This window comes from Hydrogenophaga pseudoflava (genome assembly GCF_031020795.1).
Lineage (GTDB): Bacteria > Pseudomonadota > Gammaproteobacteria > Burkholderiales > Burkholderiaceae_C > Hydrogenophaga > Hydrogenophaga pseudoflava_A.
Map to the genome: position 1 here is coordinate 1,029,210 of NZ_JAVHJP010000001.1, position 23,147 is coordinate 1,052,356.

Annotated in this window: 19 protein-coding genes; 2 read left to right on the forward strand and 17 right to left on the reverse strand. The window is 69.4% G+C overall.

Annotated elements, in window-relative coordinates; all coding sequences use genetic code 11:
• Positions 1 to 54: 54 nt before the first annotated feature.
• Entirely contained in the window at positions 55 to 786 is a 732-nt protein-coding gene (locus RCO38_RS05030; protein ID WP_308327187.1) for a class I SAM-dependent methyltransferase, read from the reverse strand.
• Between the two features lie 10 nt (positions 787 to 796).
• Complete coding sequence (locus RCO38_RS05035; RefSeq protein ID WP_308327188.1) at positions 797 to 1,132, reverse strand: hypothetical protein; 336 nt, start codon at positions 1,130 to 1,132, stop codon at positions 797 to 799.
• A gap of 67 nt (positions 1,133 to 1,199) precedes the next feature.
• Between RCO38_RS05035 and RCO38_RS05040 the strand changes: the two genes are divergently transcribed.
• Entirely contained in the window at positions 1,200 to 2,141 is a 942-nt protein-coding gene (locus tag RCO38_RS05040) for an SMP-30/gluconolactonase/LRE family protein (RefSeq protein WP_374694517.1), read from the forward strand.
• Positions 2,142 to 2,168: 27 nt separating this feature from the next.
• Here the strand turns inward: RCO38_RS05040 and uvrA are convergent, their stop codons facing one another.
• On the reverse strand, positions 2,169 to 7,985 hold the full coding sequence (uvrA, locus tag RCO38_RS05045; RefSeq protein WP_308327190.1) for an excinuclease ABC subunit UvrA: 5,817 nt from the start codon (positions 7,983 to 7,985) through the stop codon (positions 2,169 to 2,171).
• 134 nt (positions 7,986 to 8,119) lie between these two features.
• Between uvrA and RCO38_RS05050 the strand changes: the two genes are divergently transcribed.
• Positions 8,120 to 9,250 (forward strand): ABC transporter substrate-binding protein, encoded by a 1,131-nt coding sequence (locus RCO38_RS05050; RefSeq protein ID WP_308327191.1) that lies wholly within the window; start codon positions 8,120 to 8,122, stop codon positions 9,248 to 9,250.
• 6 nt (positions 9,251 to 9,256) lie between these two features.
• Here RCO38_RS05050 and RCO38_RS05055 read toward each other — a convergent pair whose 3' ends face one another.
• The 14 genes from RCO38_RS05055 to RCO38_RS05130 all read right to left on the reverse strand — a co-directional run bounded on the left by RCO38_RS05055 (position 9,257) and on the right by RCO38_RS05130 (position 23,139).
• Positions 9,257 to 10,708 (reverse strand): DUF1501 domain-containing protein, encoded by a 1,452-nt coding sequence (locus RCO38_RS05055; protein ID WP_308327192.1) that lies wholly within the window; start codon positions 10,706 to 10,708, stop codon positions 9,257 to 9,259.
• Positions 10,709 to 10,723: 15 nt separating this feature from the next.
• A complete protein-coding gene (locus RCO38_RS05060) occupies positions 10,724 to 12,655 on the reverse strand; it encodes a DUF1800 domain-containing protein (protein ID WP_308327193.1) in 1,932 nt (643 codons plus the stop codon).
• Positions 12,656 to 12,807: 152 nt separating this feature from the next.
• A complete protein-coding gene (locus RCO38_RS05065) occupies positions 12,808 to 13,245 on the reverse strand; it encodes a universal stress protein (RefSeq protein WP_308327194.1) in 438 nt (145 codons plus the stop codon).
• Between the two features lie 122 nt (positions 13,246 to 13,367).
• Positions 13,368 to 14,042, reverse strand: a complete 675-nt coding sequence (locus tag RCO38_RS05070; protein ID WP_308327335.1) for a 2-hydroxychromene-2-carboxylate isomerase — start codon at positions 14,040 to 14,042, stop codon at positions 13,368 to 13,370.
• 26 nt (positions 14,043 to 14,068) lie between these two features.
• Positions 14,069 to 14,341, reverse strand: coding sequence for a DUF1289 domain-containing protein (locus RCO38_RS05075; RefSeq protein ID WP_308327195.1), 273 nt, complete (start codon positions 14,339 to 14,341; stop codon positions 14,069 to 14,071).
• Positions 14,342 to 14,351: 10 nt separating this feature from the next.
• The gene (locus tag RCO38_RS05080) at positions 14,352 to 14,879 is read right to left on the reverse strand and encodes a YbaK/EbsC family protein (RefSeq protein WP_308327196.1); all 528 of its coding nucleotides are present in this window, start codon (positions 14,877 to 14,879) and stop codon (positions 14,352 to 14,354) included.
• A 20-nt stretch (positions 14,880 to 14,899) separates the two neighbouring features.
• Complete coding sequence (locus tag RCO38_RS05085) at positions 14,900 to 15,544, reverse strand: LysE family transporter (RefSeq protein ID WP_308327197.1); 645 nt, start codon at positions 15,542 to 15,544, stop codon at positions 14,900 to 14,902.
• A 5-nt stretch (positions 15,545 to 15,549) separates the two neighbouring features.
• Entirely contained in the window at positions 15,550 to 16,458 is a 909-nt protein-coding gene (locus tag RCO38_RS05090) for a hydroxymethylglutaryl-CoA lyase (protein ID WP_308327198.1), read from the reverse strand.
• A gap of 14 nt (positions 16,459 to 16,472) precedes the next feature.
• Positions 16,473 to 17,393, reverse strand: coding sequence for a 2-hydroxyacid dehydrogenase (locus RCO38_RS05095; protein WP_308327199.1), 921 nt, complete (start codon positions 17,391 to 17,393; stop codon positions 16,473 to 16,475).
• Positions 17,394 to 17,428: 35 nt separating this feature from the next.
• Entirely contained in the window at positions 17,429 to 19,453 is a 2,025-nt protein-coding gene (locus RCO38_RS24245; protein ID WP_374694508.1) for an acetyl/propionyl/methylcrotonyl-CoA carboxylase subunit alpha, read from the reverse strand.
• A 10-nt stretch (positions 19,454 to 19,463) separates the two neighbouring features.
• The gene (locus tag RCO38_RS05115; protein WP_308327200.1) at positions 19,464 to 20,204 is read right to left on the reverse strand and encodes a DUF4126 domain-containing protein; all 741 of its coding nucleotides are present in this window, start codon (positions 20,202 to 20,204) and stop codon (positions 19,464 to 19,466) included.
• A 30-nt stretch (positions 20,205 to 20,234) separates the two neighbouring features.
• Entirely contained in the window at positions 20,235 to 21,020 is a 786-nt protein-coding gene (locus tag RCO38_RS05120) for an enoyl-CoA hydratase/isomerase family protein (RefSeq protein WP_308327201.1), read from the reverse strand.
• A complete protein-coding gene (locus RCO38_RS05125; RefSeq protein ID WP_308327202.1) occupies positions 21,017 to 21,526 on the reverse strand; it encodes a DinB family protein in 510 nt (169 codons plus the stop codon). The genes RCO38_RS05120 and RCO38_RS05125 overlap by 4 nt, the downstream gene beginning before the upstream one ends.
• A gap of 5 nt (positions 21,527 to 21,531) precedes the next feature.
• A complete protein-coding gene (locus RCO38_RS05130) occupies positions 21,532 to 23,139 on the reverse strand; it encodes a carboxyl transferase domain-containing protein (RefSeq protein ID WP_308327203.1) in 1,608 nt (535 codons plus the stop codon).
• Between the last annotated feature and the right edge of the window lie 8 nt (positions 23,140 to 23,147).

The following is a 23,147-nucleotide window of genomic DNA, read 5'->3' on the forward strand; positions in this document are numbered from 1 at the left end:
ACATTTGCAATGACTGATATTACGACCGCCCGCACCGGGCCGGACTGATCCAGATCAGCCGCGGCGCAGAGGCATCTGGTAAATCCACACCGGTTTGCCCGGCACGGTTTCCAGCCGGGCCTGCGGCCGGTATCCCGTGGCCTCGAACTCCAGGCTGACCAGCCAGGCGCCCGGTGCCAGCTCGGCGGCCGCCTTTTCCATCGCGCGCGGCATGCTCTCGGGCCGCTGGAACAGGTAGACCATGCGGTAACCCGACCAGTCCTCGGCCCAGATGTCGGCGCGGCGCACCGTCGCGAAGCGGCAGCGCAAACGGCACAGGAGGGCCAGCGGCCAGCTCCACTCCAGTCCATGGATCCGCGCCCGCGGGTACTGGCGGCGCAGCGCGATCAGCCCGGCGCCGAGCCCGCAACCCGCGTCCACCACCGCCGCACCGTCGGGCAGCGGCGCCCTCTGCGCCAGCCCGTCCAGCGCATTTCCCGGCGTGGGGAACAGCGGCGCGTCGCCCCAGCTGCCCAGCGGATACAGCGCCAGCAGCAGGGCCAGCGGCAGCAGCCAGACCCAGCCCGGCACCGCGCCCGCCGCACCACTGGCCAGCAGGGAGAGCGGAAAACCGGCGAGCATGAACAGGCGCCGCCAGGGCGTGCGGCCGGTCCAGGCGGCCAGGCCGGCGGCCAGCAGCGCCACCACAAAGGCCGCCACCGGCGCCAGGCCGACCATGCGCAGGCCCGCGAACAGCGCCCAGGCGAGCGCCCAGGTGAGCAATGCGGGAAGCGGCCAGATCAGCATGCGGGCATTGTCATCGCTCGCTGCGCAGGCTTGCGTCGCAACCGACGCCGGCCGCGATCCAGCGCTTGGCCAGCCGGCGCAGCAGCGGTGCGGCCCAGCGCCAGCGCGGGCCGAGCACCACTTCGGCGTCGCTGATCGCGCCGCAGCGGTAGAGGTTTTGCGTGCCGTCCCAGCGCAGGGCGTCGCAGGCCCCGACGCGCTTGTGCGAGATCACCCGCCCCAGCGGGCAGGGCTCGGCCAGGCAGCAGACGCCACAGCCGTTGCAGGGCGCCCCCTGGGCCGGCTGGGCCGGTGCGGCCGGGTGGATGTGGATGACCTGGTGCGGCACGGCCACAGCGTAGCGCAACCAAGGTGCAGCTCCGCGGCGTCGCCAAGGCGATGGTGGCCGCTTGCCTGCGCTGCGCCGCCTGTCTATGGTGCGCCTTCCACCACAACATTCAGGAGACCACACCGTGACCGTCGATCCACGTTTTTCCGTGCTCGTCTCGGGCTACACCTTCTTCGAAAGCCCGCGCTGGCGCGACGACCGCCTGTGGCTGTCGGACTTCTACACCCATCAGATCATCCGCGTCGATCTGCAGGGCCGGGTGGAAAAAATCGCCGAGGTCCCGCAGCAGCCCTCAGGCATGGGCTGGCTGCCCGATGGCCGGCTGCTGGTGGTCTCGATGCGCGACCGCAAACTGCTGCGCCGCGAGGGCGACGGCCGGTTGGTCACGCACGCCGACCTGTCGTCCGTCGCGGGCGGCTCGGTGAACGACATGGTGGTGGACGCGCACGGCCGCGCCTACGTGGGCAACTTCGGTTTCGACCTGATGGGCGGCGGAACGCCGCAGACCGCCACACTGGCGCGCGTCGACCCCGACGGCTCGGTGCACGCGGCGGCCGAAGGCCTGTACTTCCCCAACGGCAGCATGATCACGCCCGACGGCCGGACCCTGATCGTCGCGGAGACCATGGGCAACCGCATTTCGGCCTTCGACATCCAGCCCGACGGCCAGCTGGGGCCGCGCCGCGACTGGGCCGCCTGGGCTCCGCTGCCGGCCATGACCGACGTGCCGAGCGTGCTGGGTGCACTCAAGGCGGCACCCGACGGCGCCACGCTGGACGCCGAGGGCGCGGTGTGGTTCGCCGACGCCGTGGGCCACCGCGTGGTGCGCATGGCCCCGGGTGGCGATATCCTGGAGAGCATTTCCACCGGGGACCAGGGCGCTTTCGCCTGCACGCTCGGTGGCCCCGATGGCCGCACCCTGTTCGTCTGCGTGGCGCCGGACTTTCTCGAACACGCGCGCAAGGCCGCCCGCGAGGCGGCCATCTGGACCACCACCGTGACCGTGCCGGGCGCCGGACGCCCCTGAACGCAACCGCCCCGCCCTGCGGGCGGTTCAGCGCGCCAGCACCGGCGCGAGCACCTTCCCGGTGTGCGTGCCGAGCCTGACCACATCCTCGGGAGTCGCCGCCGCCACGATGCGGCCGCCGCCCGAACCACCTTCGGGACCCAGATCGATGATCCAGTCGGCCTCGGCCATCACGTCCAGGTCGTGCTCGATCACGACCACGCTGTGGCCGCCGTCCACCAGCCGGTGCAGCACGCGGATGAGTTTTTCCACGTCGGCCATGTGCAGGCCCACCGTGGGTTCGTCCAGCACGTACAAGGTGTGCGGCGCCTTCTGCCCGCGGCGGCCGATGTCGTCGCGCACCTTGCTCAGTTCTGTCACCAGCTTGATGCGCTGCGCCTCGCCGCCGCTCAGCGTCGGGCTGGGCTGGCCCAGCGTGAGGTAGCCCAGGCCCACGTCCTTGAGCAGCTGCAGCGGGTGGCTGATGGCGGGCATGCTGGCGAAGAACTCGACCGCCTCGTCCACCGCCATCTGCAGCACGTCGCCGATGTTCTTGCCCTTCCAGGTGACGGCCAGCGTCTCGGGGTTGAAGCGTGCGCCGTGACAGACCTCGCAGGGCACCTTCACATCGGGCAGGAAGCTCATCTCGATGGTGCGCAAGCCCTGCCCTTCGCAGGCCGGGCAGCGGCCTTCGCCGGTGTTGAAGCTGAAGCGGCCCGGGCCGTAACCACGCGCCTTGGCTTCCAGCGTGTCGGCGAACAGCTTGCGCACCGTGTCCCAGAAACCGATGTACGTGGCCGGGCAGCTGCGCGGGGTCTTGCCGATCGGCGTCTGGTCGACTTCAAGCACGCGGTCCACGGTCTCGCTGCCCAGCAGCTTGCTGCAGCCGGTCCAGGCGGGGCGCACACCTTCGTTGTCCCAGGCCTGGCGGCCGGCGAAGGTGCTGCGCATGGAAACCGCTTCGGCCACATTGGTCAGCAGCACATCACGCGCGAGCGTGGATTTGCCGGAACCGCTGACGCCCGTGACCACCACGAGGCGCTTGAGCGGCACCGCCACGTCCACCTGCTGCAGGTTGTGCATGGTGGCGCCGCGCAGCTCGAGCGGCTCGCCATCGGGCGTGACGACCCGGCGCGGTTGCAGCGGGTGTTTCATGGCGTGCAGCAGGTAACGCCCGGTCAGCGAGTCCGGGCTCGCCGAGAGGTCGTCGACCGTGCCCTGGGCCACCACGCGGCCACCGCGCTTGCCGGCGCTGGGGCCGATGTCGATGATGTGGTCGGCGCGGCGGATGGTGTCTTCGTCGTGCTCCACCACCACCAGGGTGTTGCCCATGTCTCCCAGCTTGTGCAGCGCGTCCAGCAGGATCTGGTTGTCGCGCGGGTGCAGGCCGATGGTGGGCTCATCCAGCACGTAACACACGCCCTGCAGGTTGGACCCCAGTTGTGCCGCGAGGCGGATGCGCTGTGCTTCGCCGCCAGACAGCGTGGGCGCGCCACGGTCGAGCGTGAGGTAGCTCAGACCGACTTCTTCGAGGAAGGCCAGACGGCTTTCGATCTCGGGCAGCAGGTCGCGTGCGATGTCGGCCTCTCGGCTGCTCAAACCGCCTTCCGCCATGAGCGCACGCACCTTCTGCCGCACCTCGCTCACGGACAGCCGTGCGATGTCGGTGATCGACACACCGCCGAAACGCACCGCCCGCGCCTGCGGATTCAGGCGCGTGCCTTCGCAGCTGGGGCAGGCCTCGTCGGTCAGGTCCTCCACCTCGGGCTCGGCAAAACTCTGTTCGCGGCCCTTCTGGTTGTCGTCGCGCACCGAATCGTCCAGCGCCTTGCGCTGCTCGCGCGAGAGCTTGACGCCGGTGCCCACGCAATCCGGACACCAGCCGTGCTTGCTGTTGTAGGAGAACAGGCGCGGGTCGAGTTCGGGGTAGCTGGTGCCGCAGACCGGGCAGGCGCGTGTGGTGGAGAACACCTCCAACTTGCCCAGACCGGCGGTGGACCGGCCCTCGGCCAGCGCGGAGGCCAGCCCGTCCAGATCGGTCAGCAGGTGCAGCGTGCCCTTGCCCAGCTCCAGCGCCCTGGCCAGCTGCGTGCGCAACCATGCCTCGTTCGCGGGGTCGACCACGCCGTCGGCCACCGGCAGTTCGATGGTGTGCTCCTTGAAGCGGTCGATGCGCGGGAACCCGGTGGTGGGCAGGAACTCGCCGTCCACCCGCAGGTGGGTGTGGCCGCGCGGGCGCGCCCAGTCGGCCAGCTCGGTGTAGACGCCCTTGCGGTTGACCACCAGCGGCGCCAGCAGGCCGATGTGGCGGCCGCGGTAGCGCGTGAGGATGGCGGCGGCGATGCTTTCGGGGCTTTGCGGCATCACGGCCGCACCGTCGTGCACGCAGTGCTGCGTGCCCAGCTTCACATAAAGCAGGCGCAGGAAGTGCCAGACCTCCGTGGTGGTGCCCACCGTGCTCTTGCGCCCGCCGCGCGAGAGCCGCTGCTCGATCGCCACCGTGGGCGGGATGCCGTAGACCGCATCGACCTCGGGCCGGCCCGCGGGCTGCACGATGCTGCGCGCGTAGGCGTTGAGGCTTTCGAGGTAGCGGCGCTGGCCTTCGTTGAACAGGATGTCGAAGGCCAGCGTGCTCTTGCCCGAGCCGCTCACGCCCGAGATGACGTTGAACTTGCCGCGCGGGATGTCCACGCTCAGGTTCCTGAGGTTGTGCTCCTTGGCGTTGACGATGCGCACCGCGTGGTCACCGGCCCGGGCATGCCGCCGCTTCACTGCGTACGCCGGACGGGCTTCGCCGACCGCGTGCACCTTGTCCATGGCGGCGGCGTAGTCGCGCAGCGCTTTGGCGGTGTGGCTGGTTTTGTGTTCACGCACCTCTTCCGGCGGACCTTCGGCCACCACCAGGCCACCGCCGGCACCGCCTTCGGGGCCGAGGTCGATCAGCCAGTCGGCGCTGCGGATCACGTCCAGGTTGTGCTCGATCACGATCAGCGAATGCCCCGCTTCGAGCAGCTTGCGCAGCGAGCGCATGAGCTTGGCGATGTCGTCGAAATGCAGGCCCGTGGTCGGTTCGTCGAACAGGAACAGCGTGCCCTTTTTCGCGAGCGCCTGGCGGCTGGCTGCGCTGTTCTTGGCCGCCTCGGCCAGGAAGCCGGCGAGCTTGAGGCGCTGCGCCTCACCGCCTGAGAGTGTGGGCACCGGCTGGCCCAGCTTCACGTACTCCAGCCCCACGTCCACGATGGGCTGCAGCACGCGGATGACCTCGCGGTCGGCCTTGAACAGATCGGCCGCTTCGCTCACGGTGAGTTCCAGCACATCGGCCACGCTGAGCAGGCGGCCGCCGCGCTCGATGCGCACCTCCAGCACCTCGGGTCGGTAGCGTTTGCCATCGCAGTCCGGGCAGCGCAGGTACACGTCGCTGAGGAACTGCATCTCCACGTGCTCGAAGCCCGAGCCGCCGCAGGTCGGGCAGCGCCCGTCGCCGCTGTTGAAGCTGAACTTGGCCGCGGTGTAGCCGCGCTGGCGCGACAGCGGCGCATCGGCGAACAGGGAACGGATGGCGTCCCAGGCGCCGACGTAGCTGACCGGGTTGGAGCGCGCGGTCTTGCCGATGGGCGACTGGTCGACATAGACCACGTCGCTCAGGAAGTCGGCGCCCAGCAGGCGGTCGTGCGCGCCCGGCGTTTCGGTGGCCTTGCCAAAGTGGCGCAGCAGCGCGGGCGCGAGCACGTCCTGGATCAGGGTGGACTTGCCCGAGCCCGAGACGCCGGTGACCACCGTGAGGCGCTGCAGCGGGAACTCGACGTAGAGGTTCTGCAGGTTGTGCTCGCGCGCGCCTTCGAGGATCAGGCGCGGCGTGCTGTCGGTGACCATGCGCTTGAAGCCCATGCCCACCTGCTTGCGCGCGCCCAGGTAGGCGCCGGTCAGGGTGTCGGCGCTGCGGATGGCCTCGGGCGTGCCGTCGAACACGATCTGCCCACCGCGCTCGCCCGGGCCGGGGCCCATGTCGATCAGACGGTCGGCCGCCAGCATCACGGCCGGGTCGTGCTCCACCACCACCAGGGTGTTGCCCGCGTCGCGCAGGCGCAGCATGGCGTCGTTGATGCGCGCCATGTCGCGCGGGTGCAGGCCGATGCTGGGCTCGTCGAGCACAAAGAGCGTGTTGACCAGCGAGGTGCCGAGCGCGGTGGTGAGGTTGATGCGCTGCACCTCGCCGCCGCTGAGCGTGCGGCTCTGGCGGTCGAGGGTGAGGTAGCCGATGCCGACCTCGCAGAGGTAGCGCAGCCGCGTGTTGATTTCTTCGAACAGCAGCTTGAGCGCCTGCTGCTCGCCGCCTTCGCCGCCGCTGCCCGCCAGCGTGGTGGCCAGGTCGTCGAAGAAGCGCCGCAGGCTGGTCAGCGGCATCAGCATCAGGTCGTGCAGGCACAGGCCGGGCAGGGCTTCGAGCTGCGCGCGCGACCATTGCACGCCGGTGGGCAGGTAACGCTTGTCCGCGGGCAGCACCGCGTCGGCTTGCGCTTTCGTACCGATGCGCCAGAGCAGGCTGTCCGTTTTCAGGCGTGCGCCGCCGCAGCTGGGGCATTCGGTGTAGCTGCGGTACTTGGACAGCAGCACCCGGATGTGCATCTTGTAGGCCTTGCTCTCCAGGTATTCGAAGAAGCGCGCCACGCCGTACCACTGCCTGCCCCACTGGCCGTCCTTGTAGCTGGGCGTGCCGCCGATCACCCACTGCTTCTGCTCGGGGGTGAGCTTGTTCCAGGGCGTGTCGCGCGGGATGCCGGACGCCTCCGCGTGGCGCATCAGGTCGTCCTGGCACTCCTTCCACGCGGGCGTCTGGAACACCTTGATGGCGCCGTTGCGCAACGTGAGTTTCTGGTCCGGGATCACCAGGCCGTAGTCCACCCCGATGACGCGGCCGAAACCGCGGCAGGCCTCGCAGGCGCCGACGGCGGAGTTGAAGGAGAAGGCCGAGGGCGTGGGTTCGGTGTAGCGGATGTCGCTTTCCGGGCAGTGCAGACCGGTGCTGAAACGCCAGATGTCCGGCTCGCCCTCCTCCTTCAGCACATAGACCATCAGCTTGCCCGCCCCGCGTTTGAGCCCGGCCTCGATGGCTTCCATCACCCGCGCGGGCTCGGCGTTGCCGATGCGGAAGCGGTCGGCCACCACGTCCAGCAGCTTGACCGCCTCGATCACCGGCTTGGCCTTCTTGCCCTTGGCGGGCGCGTCTTCTTTCGCCTCGCGCTGCACGGTGCGCTCGGCCTGCACGCGGGTGTAGCCGCTGGCCGAGAGCCACTGCTCCACCTCTTCGGGCGTGGTGCTGGCGGGCAACTCCACCGGAAACGTGACGACGAGACGCGGATCACCCTGTTCCACAGCGCGCCGCTGCAACTCCGCAAAGATCGACTCCGGAGAATCGTGCCGCACCGGCAGCGCGGTCTCGCGGTCGAACAGCTGGGCGCCGCGCGCGAACAGCAGCTTGAGGTGGTCGTTCAGCTCGGTCATGGTGCCGACCGTGGAACGCGATGACCGCACAGGGTTGGTCTGGTCGATGGCGATCGCCGGCGGCACGCCTTCGACCCTGTCCACCGCCGGCTTGTCCATGCGGTCCAGGAACTGCCGCGCGTAGGCGCTGAAGGTCTCGACGTAGCGGCGCTGGCCTTCGGCGAACAGGGTGTCGAACACCAGGCTGGACTTGCCCGACCCGCTGGGCCCGGTCACCACGGTCAGCTCGCCGGTACGGATGTCCAGGTCCAGGTTCTTGAGGTTGTGCTGCCGCGCGCCCCGGATGCGGATCGTGCCGCTGCCGTCTGCGGGCGCCTCGGCGGGAGACAGGGGTTCGTCGGCGGGGCGGAGATCGTCGGACATGCAGGCCTTCCTGGGTGGGAGCCGAACATTCTAGGAGCCGCACGTCGGCCTGTCCGTGAGCTACGTCATTCCCCCAATGCCCCCTCCCCGCCCGCTGCCTAGACTGGCGCGCACAACACCAAGGAGACAAACGAATGACAAGCAAAAGAACACCGCGCCGGACCCTCGGCGCCCTGGGCCTCGTCGCCGCACTGGCCTTCCCCGCTGCGGCCTGGTCGCAGATCCGCATCGGCCAGACCGCCGGTTTCAGCGGGCCGGTGGCCGCCGGGGTGAAGGAAACCACCGATGGCGCCAAGCTCTACTTCGACGCCGTCAATGCCAAGGGCGGCGTGAACGGAGAGAAGATCGAGCTGGTCTCGCTGGACGACAAGTTCGACCCCAAGTTGGCGGCCGAGAACGCCAGGACGCTGGCCGACGACAAGCAGGTGGTCAGCCTGTTCCTGAACCGCGGCACGCCACACACCCAGGCCATCCTGCCGGTGCTGGCGGACGCCAAGCTGCCTCTGGTCGGCCCCTCCACCGGCGCCATGGCGCTGCACAAGCCGGTCCACCCCTGGCTGTTCAACGTGCGTGCCACCTACCAGCGCGAGGCCGAGCGTGCGGTGCAGCACCTGAGCCTGATCGGCATGGACCGCATCGGGGTGGTGCACGTGGACGACAGCTTCGGCGCCGACCTGCTCGAAGGCGCCCAGAAGGGCTTCTCCTCTGTGGGCAAGAGCCCGCTCTTCGTCGAGAAGTTCGATCGCGCCCAGTGGGATTTCAGCGCCATCGCACCCAGGGTCGCCAGCTCGGGCGCCCAGGCGCTGCTGTTCATCGGCTCGGGCGTGGCGGTGGCCGACGGCGTGGCAGCCATCCGCAAGGCCGGTTCGCGCGCGCAGATCATCACCAACTCCAACAACGCCTCTGCCGGCTTCGTGAAGTCCCTGGGCCCCCACGCTCCGGGCACCATCGTCACCCAGGTCTTTCCCTACGAACGCTCGCTGTCGGTGGCGATGGTGAAGGAGGCGGCCGACCTGGCCAAGGCCAAGGGCCTGGATGGCGTGAGCCCGGCGATGCTGGAAGGCTTCGCGGCCGCCAAGGTGCTGGTCGCGGGGCTGCAGCGCGCGGGCGCCAACCCGACCCGGGCCAAGCTGCGCGACGCGCTGGAAGGGCTGTCCAGGCTGGACATCGGCGGCCTCGAAGTGGGTTTTGCACCGGCCGACCACACCGGTCTGGAATTCGTCGACCTGTCCATCATCGACAGCGGCGGCAAGTTCCGCCGCTGAGCCCCCTCAGCCCAGGAAACCGAGGTTCCTGGTGCTGAAATTGGTCAGGTTCGGCAGGATGGCGTTGAGCTGCGGGTCCGAGGCGCCGAACCAGCGCAGCAGGGTCGCCGCGTACTGGTCGACCGAGGTGGTGGGAATCCACCGCCCGTGCAACTCCCAGGAATGCACGCCAACGTCGTTGGGGCCGCCCGGCACCAGCTCGGGATAGCTGCCATAGACGGCACCGCCTTGCACCGCGCCGCCCATCACCAGGTGGTGGTTGCCCCAGGCGTGGTCGGTGCCCGAACTGCTGTTGGGCACCAGGGTGCGGCCGAAGTCGCTCTGGGTGAACAGGGTCACGTTGTTGCCCATGCCGATGGCCGCCATCGCGTTGTAGAAGCAGGCCATGGCGTCGGCCAGGCCTTGCAGCAGACGCGCGTGAACGCCGCTGAGGCTGTCCGCGGCGATCTGCTCGTTGTGGGTGTCGTAGCCACCCTGCTGGGCGAAGAAGATCTGCCGGTCCCCCTGCACGGTGGCGCGCCCGGCCACCAGCTTGGCGATCTGGTAGAGCTGGCGGCCAAGGTCGGTACCAATCGCCCCCTGCGCATTGGTCAGGGGTGCGAAGGCCGTGTCGATCAGGGTCGGCGCTGCCGGGCTGGGGCTGACGCGCACGATGGCGCCCAGCCGGGACGACATCTCGAACGCGGTGCGCTGCTGCTGCGCGTAGGCGTCCAGGAGCACATTGGAACTGCCCAGATTGCCGGTCTGGTACAGCGCCTCCAGCGCGGTCTTTCGTGCGACCGTGGACCCCGAGGTGCCCTCCAGCCCTTGTACCCCGAAATTGCCACCCGGCCCCGGCAACACCAGCGGCGTGCCCAGGGCCGACAGCCCGAAATGGCCGTTGCCGCCGACCGAGATCACCGGGTTGGTGGTGCCCAGGGTGTCGGTCGCACGGCCACCCCAGCCGGTGCGCTCCAGCGAGCGGGCGCTGGCGGCTTCCCACTCGATCTGCTGGTCCGAATGAGAGAACAGGTTGTCCGGGATCCAGGGCGAGGTGCCCGGAAGGCCGCGGAACTCGGTCTTGGTGAGCGGCCCGAACAGCGGGCCGACATTGGCCACGGCAGCGATCTTGCGCGCGCTGCACACGGGCGCCAGCGCCGCCATGGACGGGTGCAGGCCCACGTCCGTGCCCGCCAGCGGCACCAGGCTGTTGCGCGGCAGGGCGAGCGTGCCCCGCACGGCGGCGTACTGGCCGTGGCGCGTGGCATCGGTCGGCACGACCGTGTTCTGCCCGTCGTTGCCGCCGTACAGGAAGATGCAGACCAGAGCCTTGTAACCGTCGGACTGGGCCTTCACCGGGTTCTGCAGCAGGGCGGACAGGCTGCCCGCCCCGAGCGCGCCCGCCAGCGAGGCTCCGCCCCAGCGGAGCCACTGGCGCCGGCCCATCGGCATGGATGGCGATGTGTGTGGTCGTTTCATGTCGGTCACATCCCTTCAGCGGACCAGGTGGTACTGGGGCGAGGCGAACACCAGGAAAGCGGCCTGGCGCACCCGGTTGATCCGCTCGCTGGAGGTCCGGGAAGGAAACGCGTTGACGGCGGTGATCACCGCCGTGCGAGACCCCGAGGGCAGCGGCTCGCCCAGCGCCAGCAGGGACAGCCGGTCCACGAGTCTGGCGGCATCGCCCGCGTCCGCCTCGAACCGGCTGAGGTCCACCCGGGTGCCCACCGCGCCGGGCACCGTCGCGCTGGGGCCGGAACCGTTCCAGAAGACGAGGTAGTTGACGTAGTTGATCCGGTTGAGCGCGGTGTTGGCGTTGTGGATGCCGAACGCCGGCCCCACCAGGGCCGTCCCGGCCACGGGGTAGTCGGGCGGGTAGAAGTTGAACACCGACGGTGGGCGGAAGGCGTGCTGGCGCATGTCTTCACCCCACCACCAGCCCAGCGCCTCGCCATCCGTCCGGCCGTTGAGCGCGCGCAACACGCCGGTGAACAGCTGGATGGGTTCGCGCAGCCGGCCGGCCGAGCTCGCCACTGGCGGGTTGCGCGCTTCCGTGTCCAGCAGCACCGCGGCCACGGTGGCGGCCAGGTCGCCCTTTCTGCCCGCGCCGAAGCTGCCATGCCGCCCGGTGCTGAACGCCGTCGCCACCCGCTGCACATAGCCCGGACTCGGATTGCTCGTGACCAGTTGCTGTATCAGGTGCCGGGCCACGAACGGGGCCACGTTCTGGTGGGCCATGATGCTGTCGAGCACCGCTTCCAGGGCGGCCGGCGCGGTGTTGCCCGAGGCCAGGCTCACGCCGGACAGCAGGTTGCGCGCCGAGGTGTTGTGGAACGACGCCACCGACACCATGTCGCCGTCGTAGAACTGGCAGTTGGAGCCCCGGGGCCAGCAGCCCCAGGGCGTCGCGCCTCCGGGGGGGTAGGTCCACCCGGTGAGCGCATGGGCATAGGCCCGCACGCGCTCGTTGTCGTAGGTGGGCGTGCAGCCGCCGCCCTGCAGGGTTCCGTCCTGGTTGAGCAGGCAGGTGCCCAGTGAGAACAGCTGCAGCAGTTCGCGTGCGAAGTTCTCGTTGGGCGCGTCCTTGTCGTTGTTGACATGGTCAAGGTAGTCGCCCATGACCGGCGACAGGATGACCTTGCGCAGCAGGTCGCGGTAGTTGCCGAACGCATGGTCCAGCAACATGTTGTGGTAGTTGCGCAATCCGTAGGTCCCGCTGACCTCGTAGTTGGACACCACCAGCATCTGCTGCAGCGCCAGCCCGACCCGCAGCCGCAGCTGGTCCCGGCCGGTCACCGCATGGCGGTAGAAGTCCCAGACCAGGGGCGTGGACGAGTTCCAGTCGCGCCAGCACTGGTCGCCGCGGGTGTCGCAGAAGTCCACGCTCTGGCTGGTGTGCTTGTGCACGGCATTGGTGCCGCCACTGGTGTAGCGGGACCGCGGATGTTGCACCGTGATGACCCCGCGGACACCGCTGGGAATGGTTCTGAGGCCCTGGCGAGGCTCACTCATCTGGTCTGCAATCCATCCCGCCGCACCCCACTCACGAAGCAGCGCCACGAGCGACTCGGTGGGACCAAATGTCGCCTGGTTTGCCAGTCGGACCGCGTCCGCCTGGGTCATCAGCGCCTTGGGCGCCGAAAGAGTGCGGGCGCCGTCGGCGGAGCCGCCCACCGCGGAACGTCCGGGCGAGATCGGATCGGACAACAGGACGGCGTCTTCGTCCTCGCCGGCCGCAAGGCTTTCCGTCACGGGGATGCTGGCAGACGGCATCGTCCGCACGGACGCCTGCTCTGCGCCGGAGCCGGTTTCGCCACCGCCGCAGGCGGCGAGCGCCATCGCTACAGCGAGCCACGGCAGCCGCAGCCACGGCACGCGCCCGCACAGGCGCCCGGACGGTCCGAAAAGGAGGGGAATGGCGTTCATGGGCCGCCAATGTAGGCGGCGGAACCCCGCGCGCGAAGCAACCGATCCGACCGCCGTTACAGCATTCGAACAAGTTACATCGCGTGACAAACTCGTCGGTTGCGCGCACGCCCAGGCCAGCCGCCTGGTGCGAAAAGGCGGCCGCTGAGCCCTCAGTCCTTGACGATCAGCACCGGCAGGCGGGTGTGCGTGAGGACCTTCTGCGCCACGCTGCCCAGCACCAGCGCCTTGACGCCCTGCCGGCCGTGCGAGGCCATCACGATGAGGTCGCAACCTTCGGCCTGCGCCGTCTCGATCACCCCTTCGTAGACCACGTTGCGCTCGATGGTGTCGCCGGCGAACCGCACGCCTTCGGCGGCAAAAACCTTGCCCAGCGCGTCCAGCGCCTGCCCCGCCACGCTGCGCGACTCGGCCAGGTAGGCCTGCAGGCCGGCCGCCGAGGCATCACCGATGCCGATGTAGGGGAACGGATCGATGACGTAGACACCGATGACTTCGGCACCGTGGGCCTTGGCCAGCTGGACGGCGGTGGAGGCGGCCCGCAGGGCGAGCGCGGAACCATCGGTGGGAACGAGGATTTTCTTGAACATGTCGGGTCTCCTTGTGGGTGAACGCATTTCGCAGAAGGTCCGGGCGCCGGGTGCGCCCACGACTGCAACCATATTAGTGGCATCCCTCGCGGGCGACTCTGCGCGAGATCAACGAGGCCGCTTCAGGCCTTGCGCTGAACACCCACCGGCAGGCGGTGTGCCGCCTCCCATGCGTCCCCCTGAAACCAGGCCGCACCATCGAGGCTCTCGCGCAGCATGGGCAGCGCGTCCAGGCCCCAGAACACCCGCCCGCCCGCCACCATCGACGGCACGCCGAACAGGCCCCGTGCCAGGGCTTCGTCGGTGTTGTCGCGCAGCCGCTGCTTCACCACGTCACTGTCGGGTTCACTCCAGGGTCTGCCGCGCTGCCGCATGTGGTCCCGCAGCTGCGATTGCAGGGCTTGCAGCCGGGCAGGATCGAGCGGGTCGGCACCGCCGTGCCAGACGTGGTGGAACAGCAACTCGGTCACATACCGGTTGGTCTGGCCGGGCGCATCGTCGGTGGCGGTGCACAGCCCCAGGCGCAGCAGCGGCAGCGGGTTGAAGGGATGCATGGCCGGCAGGTCCAGCCGCAGGCCGTGGTGTTGCGCCAGCCAGAGCACCTGGCGGTAGGTCCAGTCGCGCTTGGACGGGATCTCGGCCGGGCCGAGCTGCCCGTGCGCCTTGAGCAGCGCCGCGAACAGCACCGGGCGGTAGCGCACCACCACGCTCAGGCCCTCCAGGGCCTGCGGCAGGCGCTCGAAGGCCAGGTGGGCGTAGGGCGAAATCGGGTCGTAGAAAAAGTCGATCTCGTGCAGGGTGGCGGCCATGGCAAAGGGCGTGGTCAGGTGAGGGTCCGAGGCACCTGGCGCGACTCGATTCGCTCCCAGATCGCCAACCGCTGGGCCTCGCCGGCCTGGCCCCAGCCCGCGATCTCTTCCACCGTGCGGTAGCAGCCGCTGCACAGGCCCGTGGCCGGATTCATCTGGCAGACCGAGATGCAGGGCGAAGGCACCTCGGGATCAAGGTGGCGCGCGCGCGCGTCTTCGAGGTTGATCAGGGGTTTGGGGCGCGGTGGTGGCGGGGCCTCGCGGCGTCCGAAGAGTTTCTTGAACATCTTGAAAGGTTCAGGGGGAAGGGGGCGCGGTCACATCGAGCACCGGGGCGCCGATGAGCCGCTTCAGGTCGTCGGGGCTCAGGCGGAACACGCCGTGCGGATGACCGGCCGCGGCCCAGATCACGTCGAAGCGGAACAGCTGGTCGTCGATCAGCGTGACCGGCGGCTCGGCGTGCGCCAGCGGAGAGACGCCGCCGATGGAAAAACCGGTCTTGGCCTTGACGAAATCGGCGTCTGCGCGGCCGAGCTTGCCGCCCTCGGCGCAGACGATGGCCTGGACCTTTTTCTCGTCGACTCGCAGGTCGCCCGAGGTGATGACCAGCACGGCTGCGTCGTCGCCGGACGGGTGGTTTTTGCGCCGGAAGATGATGCTCTTGGCGATCTGGCCCAGGGCCACGCCCAGCGCGTCGGCGGCCTGCTGCGCGGTGCGGGCCGCGTCGTCAAGCATCACCGGCGCATGCGGGTGACCCAGCGCCGCCAGCACCTCGGTCACGCGCTGCACGCCAGGTGGCAGGGGTTCGGAAACAGACAGGTTCATGGCCCGCGATGGTAGCGGCCTCAGCCGCCCTTGCGCACCAGCAGCAGGCTGGCCCCCATGGCCATCAGCACGCCACCGAACACGCGGTTCTGTGCGCGCCGCGCCTTCGCCGTCGCCAGCCAGCGCTGCGCCCGCGAGGCGAGGAAGGCGTAGCCGTGCATCACGACCAGGTCCACCCCCACCGAGGTGGCCAGCAGGATCAGCAGCTGCAGCCACAGCGGCCGGTGCGGGTCGATGAACTGCGGCAGCACCGCCACCATGAACACAATGCCCTTGGGGTTGGTCACATTGGTCATGAAGCCTGTGAGCATCCGCTCGCGCACGGTGGGCAGTCCCGGGTGCTTCACCAGCGCCTCACCTGCGGCGGGGGCCTGCTGCGCGACCGGCGCGCGCCATTGTTTCACGCCGAGGTAGAGCAGGTAGGCCGCCCCCACCACCTTGACCACGGTGAACGCGGTCGCCGAGGCCAGCAGCAGCGCGCCCACACCCACCCCGGCGATCAGCAGGATCACGGCCAGGCCCAGCTGCAGGCCGGCGATGGTGGTGCTGGTCTGGCGCACCCCGTAGGCCAGGCCATGGCTCATCGACAGCACCGCACCGGAGCCCGGCGAAATGGCAATCACCCAGGACGCCGCAAAAAAAGCCAGCCAGACACTGAAATCCATGGCGATCACCCTGCCCTTTTCGCGATCAGCGCCCGCGCCACGCGCGAGCCGCTGGGCCGGCCCAGGTGCCCGCTGATGAACTGGCCGGCGTCGACCAGCTTGTCGAGGTCGATGCCGGTCTCGATGCCCATGCCGTGCAGCAGGTAGACCACATCTTCGGTCGCCACGTTGCCGGTGGCGCCCTTGGCGTAGGGGCAGCCGCCCAGCCCAGCCACCGACGACTGGAAGTTCCACACGCCCAGTTCCAGCGCCGCCAGCGTGTTGGACAGCGCCTGGCCGTAGGTGTCGTGGAAGTGGCCGCTGATGTGGTCGATGCCGAAGTGCTGCAGCGTCGCCTCGATGGCGGCCTGCACCTTGCGCGGCGTGCCCACGCCGATGGTGTCGGCCACGTCCACGCGCTCGACACCGATGCCTTTCATCAGCCCCGCAAGGTATTCGACACGCGACGGTGCAATGTCGCCCTCGTAAGGGCAGCCCACGGTGCAGCTCATCGCGCCGCGCACCGCGATGCCGGCCGCCTTGGCCGCCGCGACCACAGGTGCAAAGCGTTCGATGCTCTCGGCGATGGAGCAGTTGATGTTCTTCTGGCTGAAGGCCTCGCTGGCCGCACCAAACACCACGATCTCGTCGGGCCGGTCGGGCACCGCCGCCTCGTAGCCCTTGAGGTTGGGCGTGAGCACCGAGTAGCGCACACCGGCCTGGCGCGCGATGCCGGCCATCACCTCGTGGTTGTCCGCCATCTGCGGCACCCACTTGGGGCTCACGTAGGAGGTGACCTCGATCTCCTTCAGGCCCGCGGCCTGCAGGCGCTGCACGAGTTCGATCTTGACCGCCGCCGGCACCGGCTGCTTCTCGTTCTGCAGGCCGTCGCGCGGGCCGACGTCGATGAGGCGGACCTGGGAAGGGATGTTCATGGTGTGGTTCTTTTTCAATAGCCGCGGACCGGGTCCACGACACCGGCGATGGGCTGGCCGGCTTCGAGGGCGCGGATCTTGCCCGCGATCTGGGCGATGCTCTCGTCGCGCAGCGTGCGCGCCGAGGTGTGGGGTGTGACGGTGATCTTCGGGTGCTGCCAGAACGGATGCGCCGCCGGCAGCGGCTCGGTGCGGAACACGTCCAGCGTGGCGCCGGCCATCTGGCCGCTGTCCAGCAGGGCGAGCAGGTCGTCCTCCACCAGATGCGCGCCGCGCGCCACGTTGATGAGGTAGCCACCGGGCTTCAGGCGGCCCAGCGTCCTGCGGTTGAGGATGTCGCGCGTGTCGGGCGTGAGGGGCAGCAGGTTCACCAGCACGCGGCAGTGGGACAAAAAGGTTTCGAAGCCAACCTCGCCGCTGTGCGTGACCACGCCTTCGACGGCCTTGGGCGTGCGGCTCCAGCCGTGCACCGGAAAGTCGAACACCCGCAGCGCCCGGGCCACACGCTCGCCCAGCACGCCCAGACCCATGACGCCGACCGGGAAGTCGCGCCGTTCGCGCGGCTTGCGGAACGACCACTGGCCGGCCTTCACGTCGGCCTCGTAGCCGTCGAACTCGCGGAAGTGGCGGATCACCGTGTGGCAGACGTACTCGGCCATCTGCACCGACATGCCGGCGTCGTCGAGGCGCACCACCTTCGCGCCCGCCGGCAGGCGCAGCTTCAACAAGGCATCGACACCGGCGCCGATGTTGAACAGGCCCTTGAGCACCGGCTGTTCGTCCAGAAACTGTTGGGGCGGGGCCCAGACCACCGCGTGGTCGGCCTGGGGCGCGCCGGGTTGCCAGACCTCGACGGTGGCGCCGGGCAGCGCCGCGCGCAGGCCCTCCAGCCAGGGTTCGGCCTTGGTGTCGGTGCAGCAGAAAGTGATGTTCATGCGCCGAGCTTACCCAGCCCCGCATAACCCTGTGGTCACGCGGAGGCGGCCTGCAGCTTCAGCAGTTCCGCGCCCTCGGCCACCTGGTCACCGGGTGCAAACAGCAGCTCGGCCACCGTGCCGTCGGCCGGTGCGGCGATGGTGTGTTCCATCTTCATGGCCTCCATCACCGCCAGCGGCTGGCCCTTCTTCACCATGTCGCCGGCCTTGACCGCGAAGCTCACCACCTTGCCCGGCATGGGCGCGGTCAGGCGCCCGCCCTCGGCCGCCGTCTCGCCGGCGTGGGCCAGCGCGTCCAGCTCGGTGATGACGGTGGCGCCGAGGTCGCAGAACAGGTGCACGCTCTCGCCGAGCTGCCAGCACTGCACGGTCTGGCGCTGGCCGTTGAAACGCAGGTCGACCGCCGTGCCGCTGTCCACGGGCAGCGCGCCAAAGACCAGTGGGCTGGCCACGCCGCCCACGGCCAGCTGCAGCGCGCCGTCGTGCCCGTAGGTCAGTTTCGCCGTCAGGGGCTCGCCCAGGTACTCGAAGTCGAAGCGGCGCTGGGTCAGGCCGAACGGGCGCCAGCCGTCGGTGCGCGAGAAGGGGTCGGCATCCTCCCCGGCCTTCTCGTGCACCAGGGTCTGGGCCACGGCGGCGGCCACCGCGAGGCCGAGACCCACCTTGTCCTGCTTGAACAGCACGGCGGCTTCGCGCGGTATCAGCGCGGTGTCCAGCTGCGCGGAGGCGAACGCGCCGCTGCGCACCACGTGGCGCAGGAACTGCACATTGGTCGCGAGGCCCACGATGCGGGTCTGCACCAGCGCCGCGTCCAGCTTCGCCAGCGCCTCGGCGCGGTTGGCGCCGTGCACGATCAGCTTGGCGACCATGGAGTCGTAGAACGGGCTGATGGTGTCGCCCTCGCGCACGCCGTCGTCGAAGCGCACGCCGCCGCGTTCAAACGCCACGTGCGCGGGCTTGCGGTACACGTCCAGGCGCCCGGTGGCGGGCAGGAAGTTGTTGTCGGGGTTCTCGGCGCAGATGCGCGCCTCGATGGCGTGGCCCTGCATGCTCAGCTCGTGCTGCTGCAGCGGCAGTGGCTCGCCCGACGCGACGCGCAGCTGCCACTCCACCAGATCGAGGCCGGTGATGGCCTCGGTCACCGGGTGTTCCACCTGCAGACGGGTGTTCATCTCCATGAAGTAGAACTTCATCTGTTCGGGGTGGTCGTAACCACCGGGCTGCTCGACGATGAACTCCACCGTGCCGGCGCCCACATAGTTCACCGCCTTGGCCGCGGCCACCGCCGCCTCGCCCATCTGCTGGCGCAACGCAGGCGTCATGCCCGGGGCGGGCGCCTCTTCCAGCACCTTCTGGTGGCGACGCTGCACCGAGCAGTCGCGCTCGAACAGGTAGACGCAGTTCCCGTGCGTGTCGCCGAACACCTGGATCTCGATGTGGCGCGGGCGCTGCACGTACTTCTCGATCAGCACCGCGTCGCTGCCGAAGCTGTTGATGGCTTCCCGTTTGCACGACGCCAGCGCCGCCGCAAAGTCCTCGGCCTTGTCGACCGCGCGCATGCCCTTGCCGCCGCCGCCCGCGCTGGCCTTGATCAGCACCGGGTAACCGATGCGGTCGGCCTCGCGCTGCAGCAGCGCCGGGTCCTGGTCGGTGCCGTGGTAACCCGGCACCAGCGGCACACCGGCCTGCTCCATCAGGCGCTTGGACTCGGCCTTCAGGCCCATGGCCTCGATGGCCGAGGACGGCGGGCCGATGAACACCAGCCCCGCCTGGGCGCAGGCGTCGGCGAAGGCCTCGTTCTCGCTCAGGAAACCGTAGCCGGGGTGGATCGCCTGTGCGCCCGTGGCCTGGGCCGCCGCGATGATGCGCTCCCACTGCAGGTAGCTCTCCTTGGGCGCGCTGCCGCCGATGTGCACCGCCTCGTCGCAGGCGGCCACGTGTTTCGCGTTGGCGTCGGCGTCGGAATACACGGCCACGGTGCGCACGCCCAGGCGGCGGGCGGTGGCGGCGACGCGGCAGGCGATTTCACCGCGGTTGGCGATCAGGATCTTGGAGAACATGCGGCTTTTCCTAGGCAGAGGCAGAGTCGGGGGAGAACAGATGGCGCAGCCGGCGGAACGCCGCGCGCAGGAACTTGAACAGCATCCAGGTGACGACCCACATCAGCACCAGCGCGATCAGCAGCAGGATGCCGAAGATGACTGGGTGGTTGGTCGCCAGCCAGACGGCGCCGATCACCAGGCCGTCTTCAAGCAGGCTCATGAACACGTTGGAGAAGGGCTCGGGCGAGGTGTTGATGGCCGCGCGCGTGGTGGTCTTGGCGGCCTGGCTGCTGGCGGCCAGTGTGCCGCCCATCAGTGCGGCGACCACGGCCATGGTGGCGTTGTCGGCGCCGAACACACCGGCGGCCAGCGCCGCGCCGGCGGGGATGCGCACCACGCTGTTGACGATGTCCCACAGCGAATCCAGGCCCGGAATCTTGTCGGCGAAGAACTCGACAAACAGCAGCGCGCCGCTGACCGCGAGCACCGCCGGGTGCTGCAGCACCTGCAGGCCCTCGGGCAGCGGAATCCAGCCGGCCAGCCCCATGGAGCCGACCAGGAACACCACGGCGTAGAGCCGGAAGCCGCTGGCCCAGCCCAGCGCGGCGGCCAGTGCGAGCAGGCTGGTCATGTCCAGGCGACTGGCGGCTGCGCCCACGCCCTCGGCGACCTGGCTGCCGATCTGCGCGCCGGCCTCGGCCGCCTGCTGCCCGGCTTGGACACCAAAGCCCCTGAGCCACTCGACAAAGCTGTTCCAGATCGCGTCCATGGGCTGTCCTCCTGAAGGGAAAGGACCAGATTACCCCGCCAGCCAGGCGGGTTTGCGCTTCTGCAGAAAAGACGCCACACCTTCGCGACCTTCGTCACTCGCGCGGATGTCGGCGATGCCTTCCACGGTCGCGGCGATGAGCTGCGCGTCGATGGTGCGTTCGGCCACGTCCTGCACCAGCTTCTTGCAGGTGCGCACGGCCGCCGGGCTGGCGCTCACCAGGGCCTGCGCCAGTTCGGCCACCTTGGCATCGAGCGCATCGGCGTCCACCAGCTCGTGCACGAAGCCGATGCGGTGCGCCTCTTCGGCGCTGAAGCGCTCGGCGGTGAGGAAGTAGCGGTGCGCGGCGCGCGCGCCCATGGCGCGGATCACATAGGGGCTGATGGTGGCCGGGATCAGCCCCAGCTTCACCTCGCTCAGGCAGTAGGTGGCGGTGCGCACGCTCACCGCCATGTCGCAGGCCGCGACCAGGCCCATGCCACCCGCAAACACATCGCCCTGCACGGCGGCGATGGTGGGCTTCGGGCATTCGTAGATGGTTTTGAGCATGGCGGCGAGCTGCCCGGCGTCGGCGATGTTTTCCTGGCGCGTGTAATCGGCCATGCGCCGCATCCAGTTCAGGTCGGCCCCGGCGCAGAAGGCCGGGCCTTCGGCGGCCAGCACCACGGCGCGCACGTCGCCCCTGGCACCGACCGATTCGAACGCGGCCTTGAGCTGCTGGATCACGGCGTCGTTGAAGGCGTTGCGCACCTCGGGGCGGGTGAGCGTGATGCGGGCGATGCGGTCGCTGACCGCCACAGTCAGTGCTTGGGTCATGCCTTGGATTCCTCTTGCAACAGGTACACCAGGTCCAGCTCAGGGCACGGCCGGCCCAGCGCCGTGAGCGCGGCCGTGATCTGGCCGCGGTGGTGAGTCCCGTGGTTGAACACATGGGCCAGCGTGGCCGCGAACGGCAGCGACATCGCCTGCCCGCGCATGTTGGTGTAGTTCAGCACCCCGTCGAAGCGCTCGACCGGCCAGGATTCGATCAGCGGCAGCCAGTTGGCGGCGCCGCCCTTGAGCGCCTGGCCCAGGCGGTCGCGGTCGGGTTCGACCTCGGCGTTCAGTTCCACCCTGGGCGACACACCCCGGGCAAAACGCGGGTACCAGAGCATGTGCTCGCCCACCAGCAGGTGGTTGAGCGTGCCGTGGAGGCTCCGGAAGAACAGGCCGCAGTCCTTGCGGTAATCGGCCTCGGACACGGCCGCCACGGCCTCGACCAGGCGGCGCGTGGCCCAGACGTTGTAGCGGGCCAGCTGCAGGAAGTGGGTGTGCGCGTCCATGGCGCTCACATGCGGAACAGGCCGAACTTGGTCTCGGGGATGGGCGCATTCAGCGACGCGCTCAGCCCCAGCGCCAGCACGCGCCGCGTGTCGGCCGGGTCGATCACACCATCGTCCCACAGCCGCGCGGTCGCGTAGTAGGGATGGCCCTGCACCTCGTACTGCTCCTTGATGGGGGCCTTGAACGCGGTTTCTTCCTCGGCGCTCCACTGGCCGCCCTTGGCCTCGATGCCGTCGCGCTTGACCGTGGCCAGCACGCTCGCGGCCTGCTCGCCGCCCATCACGCTGATGCGCGCGTTCGGCCACATCCAGAGGAAGCGCGGGCTGTAGGCGCGGCCGCACATGCCGTAGTTGCCGGCGCCAAAACTGCCGCCGATGATGACGGTGAACTTGGGCACCGCGGCGGTGGCCACGGCCGTCACCATCTTGGCGCCGTTGCGGGCGATGCCTTCGTTCTCGTACTTGCGGCCGACCATGAAGCCGGTGATGTTCTGCAGGAACACCAGCGGCGTCTTGCGCTGGCAGCACAGTTCGATGAAGTGCGCGCCCTTGAGCGCCGATTCGGAAAACAGGATGCCGTTGTTGGCGATGATGCCGACCGGCATGCCTTCGATGCGCGCGAAGCCGCAGACCAGCGTGGTGCCGAAGCGCGCCTTGAATTCGTCGAACTCGCTGCCGTCCACGATGCGGGCGATGATCTCGCGCACGTCGAAGGGCTTGCGGGTGTCGGTCGGGATCACGCCGTAGAGCTCCTCGGCCGGGTACAGCGGCGCCACCGGGTCGATGGTCGCAATCGGCGGGACCTTGCGGGCGTTGAGGTTCTTCACCGCCTGGCGCGCCAGCGCGATGGCGTGCAGATCGTTCTGCGCCAGATGGTCGGCCACGCCACTCAGGCGCGTGTGCACGTCGCCACCGCCCAGGTCTTCGGCGCTCACCACCTCGCCGGTGGCGGCCTTCACCAGCGGCGGGCCGCCCAGGAAGATGGTGCCCTGGTTCTTGACGATGATGGTCTCGTCGCTCATGGCCGGCACGTAGGCGCCGCCCGCGGTGCACGAGCCCATGACCACCGCGATCTGCGCGATGCCCTGCGCGCTCATGTTGGCCTGGTTGAAGAAGATGCGGCCGAAGTGGTCGCGGTCGGGGAAGACCTCGTCCTGGTTCGGCAGGTTGGCGCCGCCCGAGTCCACCAGGTAGATGCAGGGCAGGTGATTCTGCTGCGCCACTTCCTGGGCGCGCAGGTGCTTCTTCACGGTCAGCGGGTAGTAGGTGCCGCCCTTCACCGTCGCGTCGTTGCAGACGATCATGCAGTCCACGCCGCTGACGCGGCCGATGCCCGCGATCACGCCGGCGCAGGGCGCGTCGCCGTTGTACATGGCGTGCGCGGCCATGGGGCTGAGCTCCAGGAAGGGCGTGCCCGGGTCCAGCAGCATCTGCACCCGGTCGCGCGGCAGCAGCTTGCCGCGCGCGGTGTGCTTGGCACGGGCGGCCTCGCCGCCGCCGAGCGTGGCCTTCTCGATCTGGGCCTTCAGGTCGTCCACCACCGCGCGCATGGCGGCGGCGTTGGCCTGGAAGTCGGCGGAGCGGGCGTTGAGTTTGGTCTCGAGTGCGGGCATGGTGTGCT

What these genes read in the sequence shown, in the direction of transcription:
- RCO38_RS05030 (WP_308327187.1), bottom strand. Translation starts at nt 786, where the DNA reads ATGCTGATCTGGCCGCTTCCCGCATTGCTCACCTGGGCGCTCGCCTGG.
- RCO38_RS05040 (WP_374694517.1), top strand. Translation starts at nt 1,200, where the DNA reads ATGGTGCGCCTTCCACCACAACATTCAGGAGACCACACCGTGACCGTC.
- uvrA (WP_308327190.1), bottom strand. Translation starts at nt 7,985, where the DNA reads ATGTCCGACGATCTCCGCCCCGCCGACGAACCCCTGTCTCCCGCCGAG.
- RCO38_RS05050 (WP_308327191.1), top strand. Translation starts at nt 8,120, where the DNA reads ATGACAAGCAAAAGAACACCGCGCCGGACCCTCGGCGCCCTGGGCCTC.
- RCO38_RS05055 (WP_308327192.1), bottom strand. Translation starts at nt 10,708, where the DNA reads ATGAAACGACCACACACATCGCCATCCATGCCGATGGGCCGGCGCCAG.
- RCO38_RS05060 (WP_308327193.1), bottom strand. Translation starts at nt 12,655, where the DNA reads ATGAACGCCATTCCCCTCCTTTTCGGACCGTCCGGGCGCCTGTGCGGG.
- RCO38_RS05065 (WP_308327194.1), bottom strand. Translation starts at nt 13,245, where the DNA reads ATGTTCAAGAAAATCCTCGTTCCCACCGATGGTTCCGCGCTCGCCCTG.
- RCO38_RS05075 (WP_308327195.1), bottom strand. Translation starts at nt 14,341, where the DNA reads ATGTTCAAGAAACTCTTCGGACGCCGCGAGGCCCCGCCACCACCGCGC.
- RCO38_RS05080 (WP_308327196.1), bottom strand. Translation starts at nt 14,879, where the DNA reads ATGAACCTGTCTGTTTCCGAACCCCTGCCACCTGGCGTGCAGCGCGTG.
- RCO38_RS05085 (WP_308327197.1), bottom strand. Translation starts at nt 15,544, where the DNA reads ATGGATTTCAGTGTCTGGCTGGCTTTTTTTGCGGCGTCCTGGGTGATT.
- RCO38_RS05090 (WP_308327198.1), bottom strand. Translation starts at nt 16,458, where the DNA reads ATGAACATCCCTTCCCAGGTCCGCCTCATCGACGTCGGCCCGCGCGAC.
- RCO38_RS05095 (WP_308327199.1), bottom strand. Translation starts at nt 17,393, where the DNA reads ATGAACATCACTTTCTGCTGCACCGACACCAAGGCCGAACCCTGGCTG.
- RCO38_RS24245 (WP_374694508.1), bottom strand. Translation starts at nt 19,453, where the DNA reads ATGTTCTCCAAGATCCTGATCGCCAACCGCGGTGAAATCGCCTGCCGC.
- RCO38_RS05115 (WP_308327200.1), bottom strand. Translation starts at nt 20,204, where the DNA reads ATGGACGCGATCTGGAACAGCTTTGTCGAGTGGCTCAGGGGCTTTGGT.
- RCO38_RS05120 (WP_308327201.1), bottom strand. Translation starts at nt 21,020, where the DNA reads ATGACCCAAGCACTGACTGTGGCGGTCAGCGACCGCATCGCCCGCATC.
- RCO38_RS05125 (WP_308327202.1), bottom strand. Translation starts at nt 21,526, where the DNA reads ATGGACGCGCACACCCACTTCCTGCAGCTGGCCCGCTACAACGTCTGG.
- RCO38_RS05130 (WP_308327203.1), bottom strand. Translation starts at nt 23,139, where the DNA reads ATGCCCGCACTCGAGACCAAACTCAACGCCCGCTCCGCCGACTTCCAG.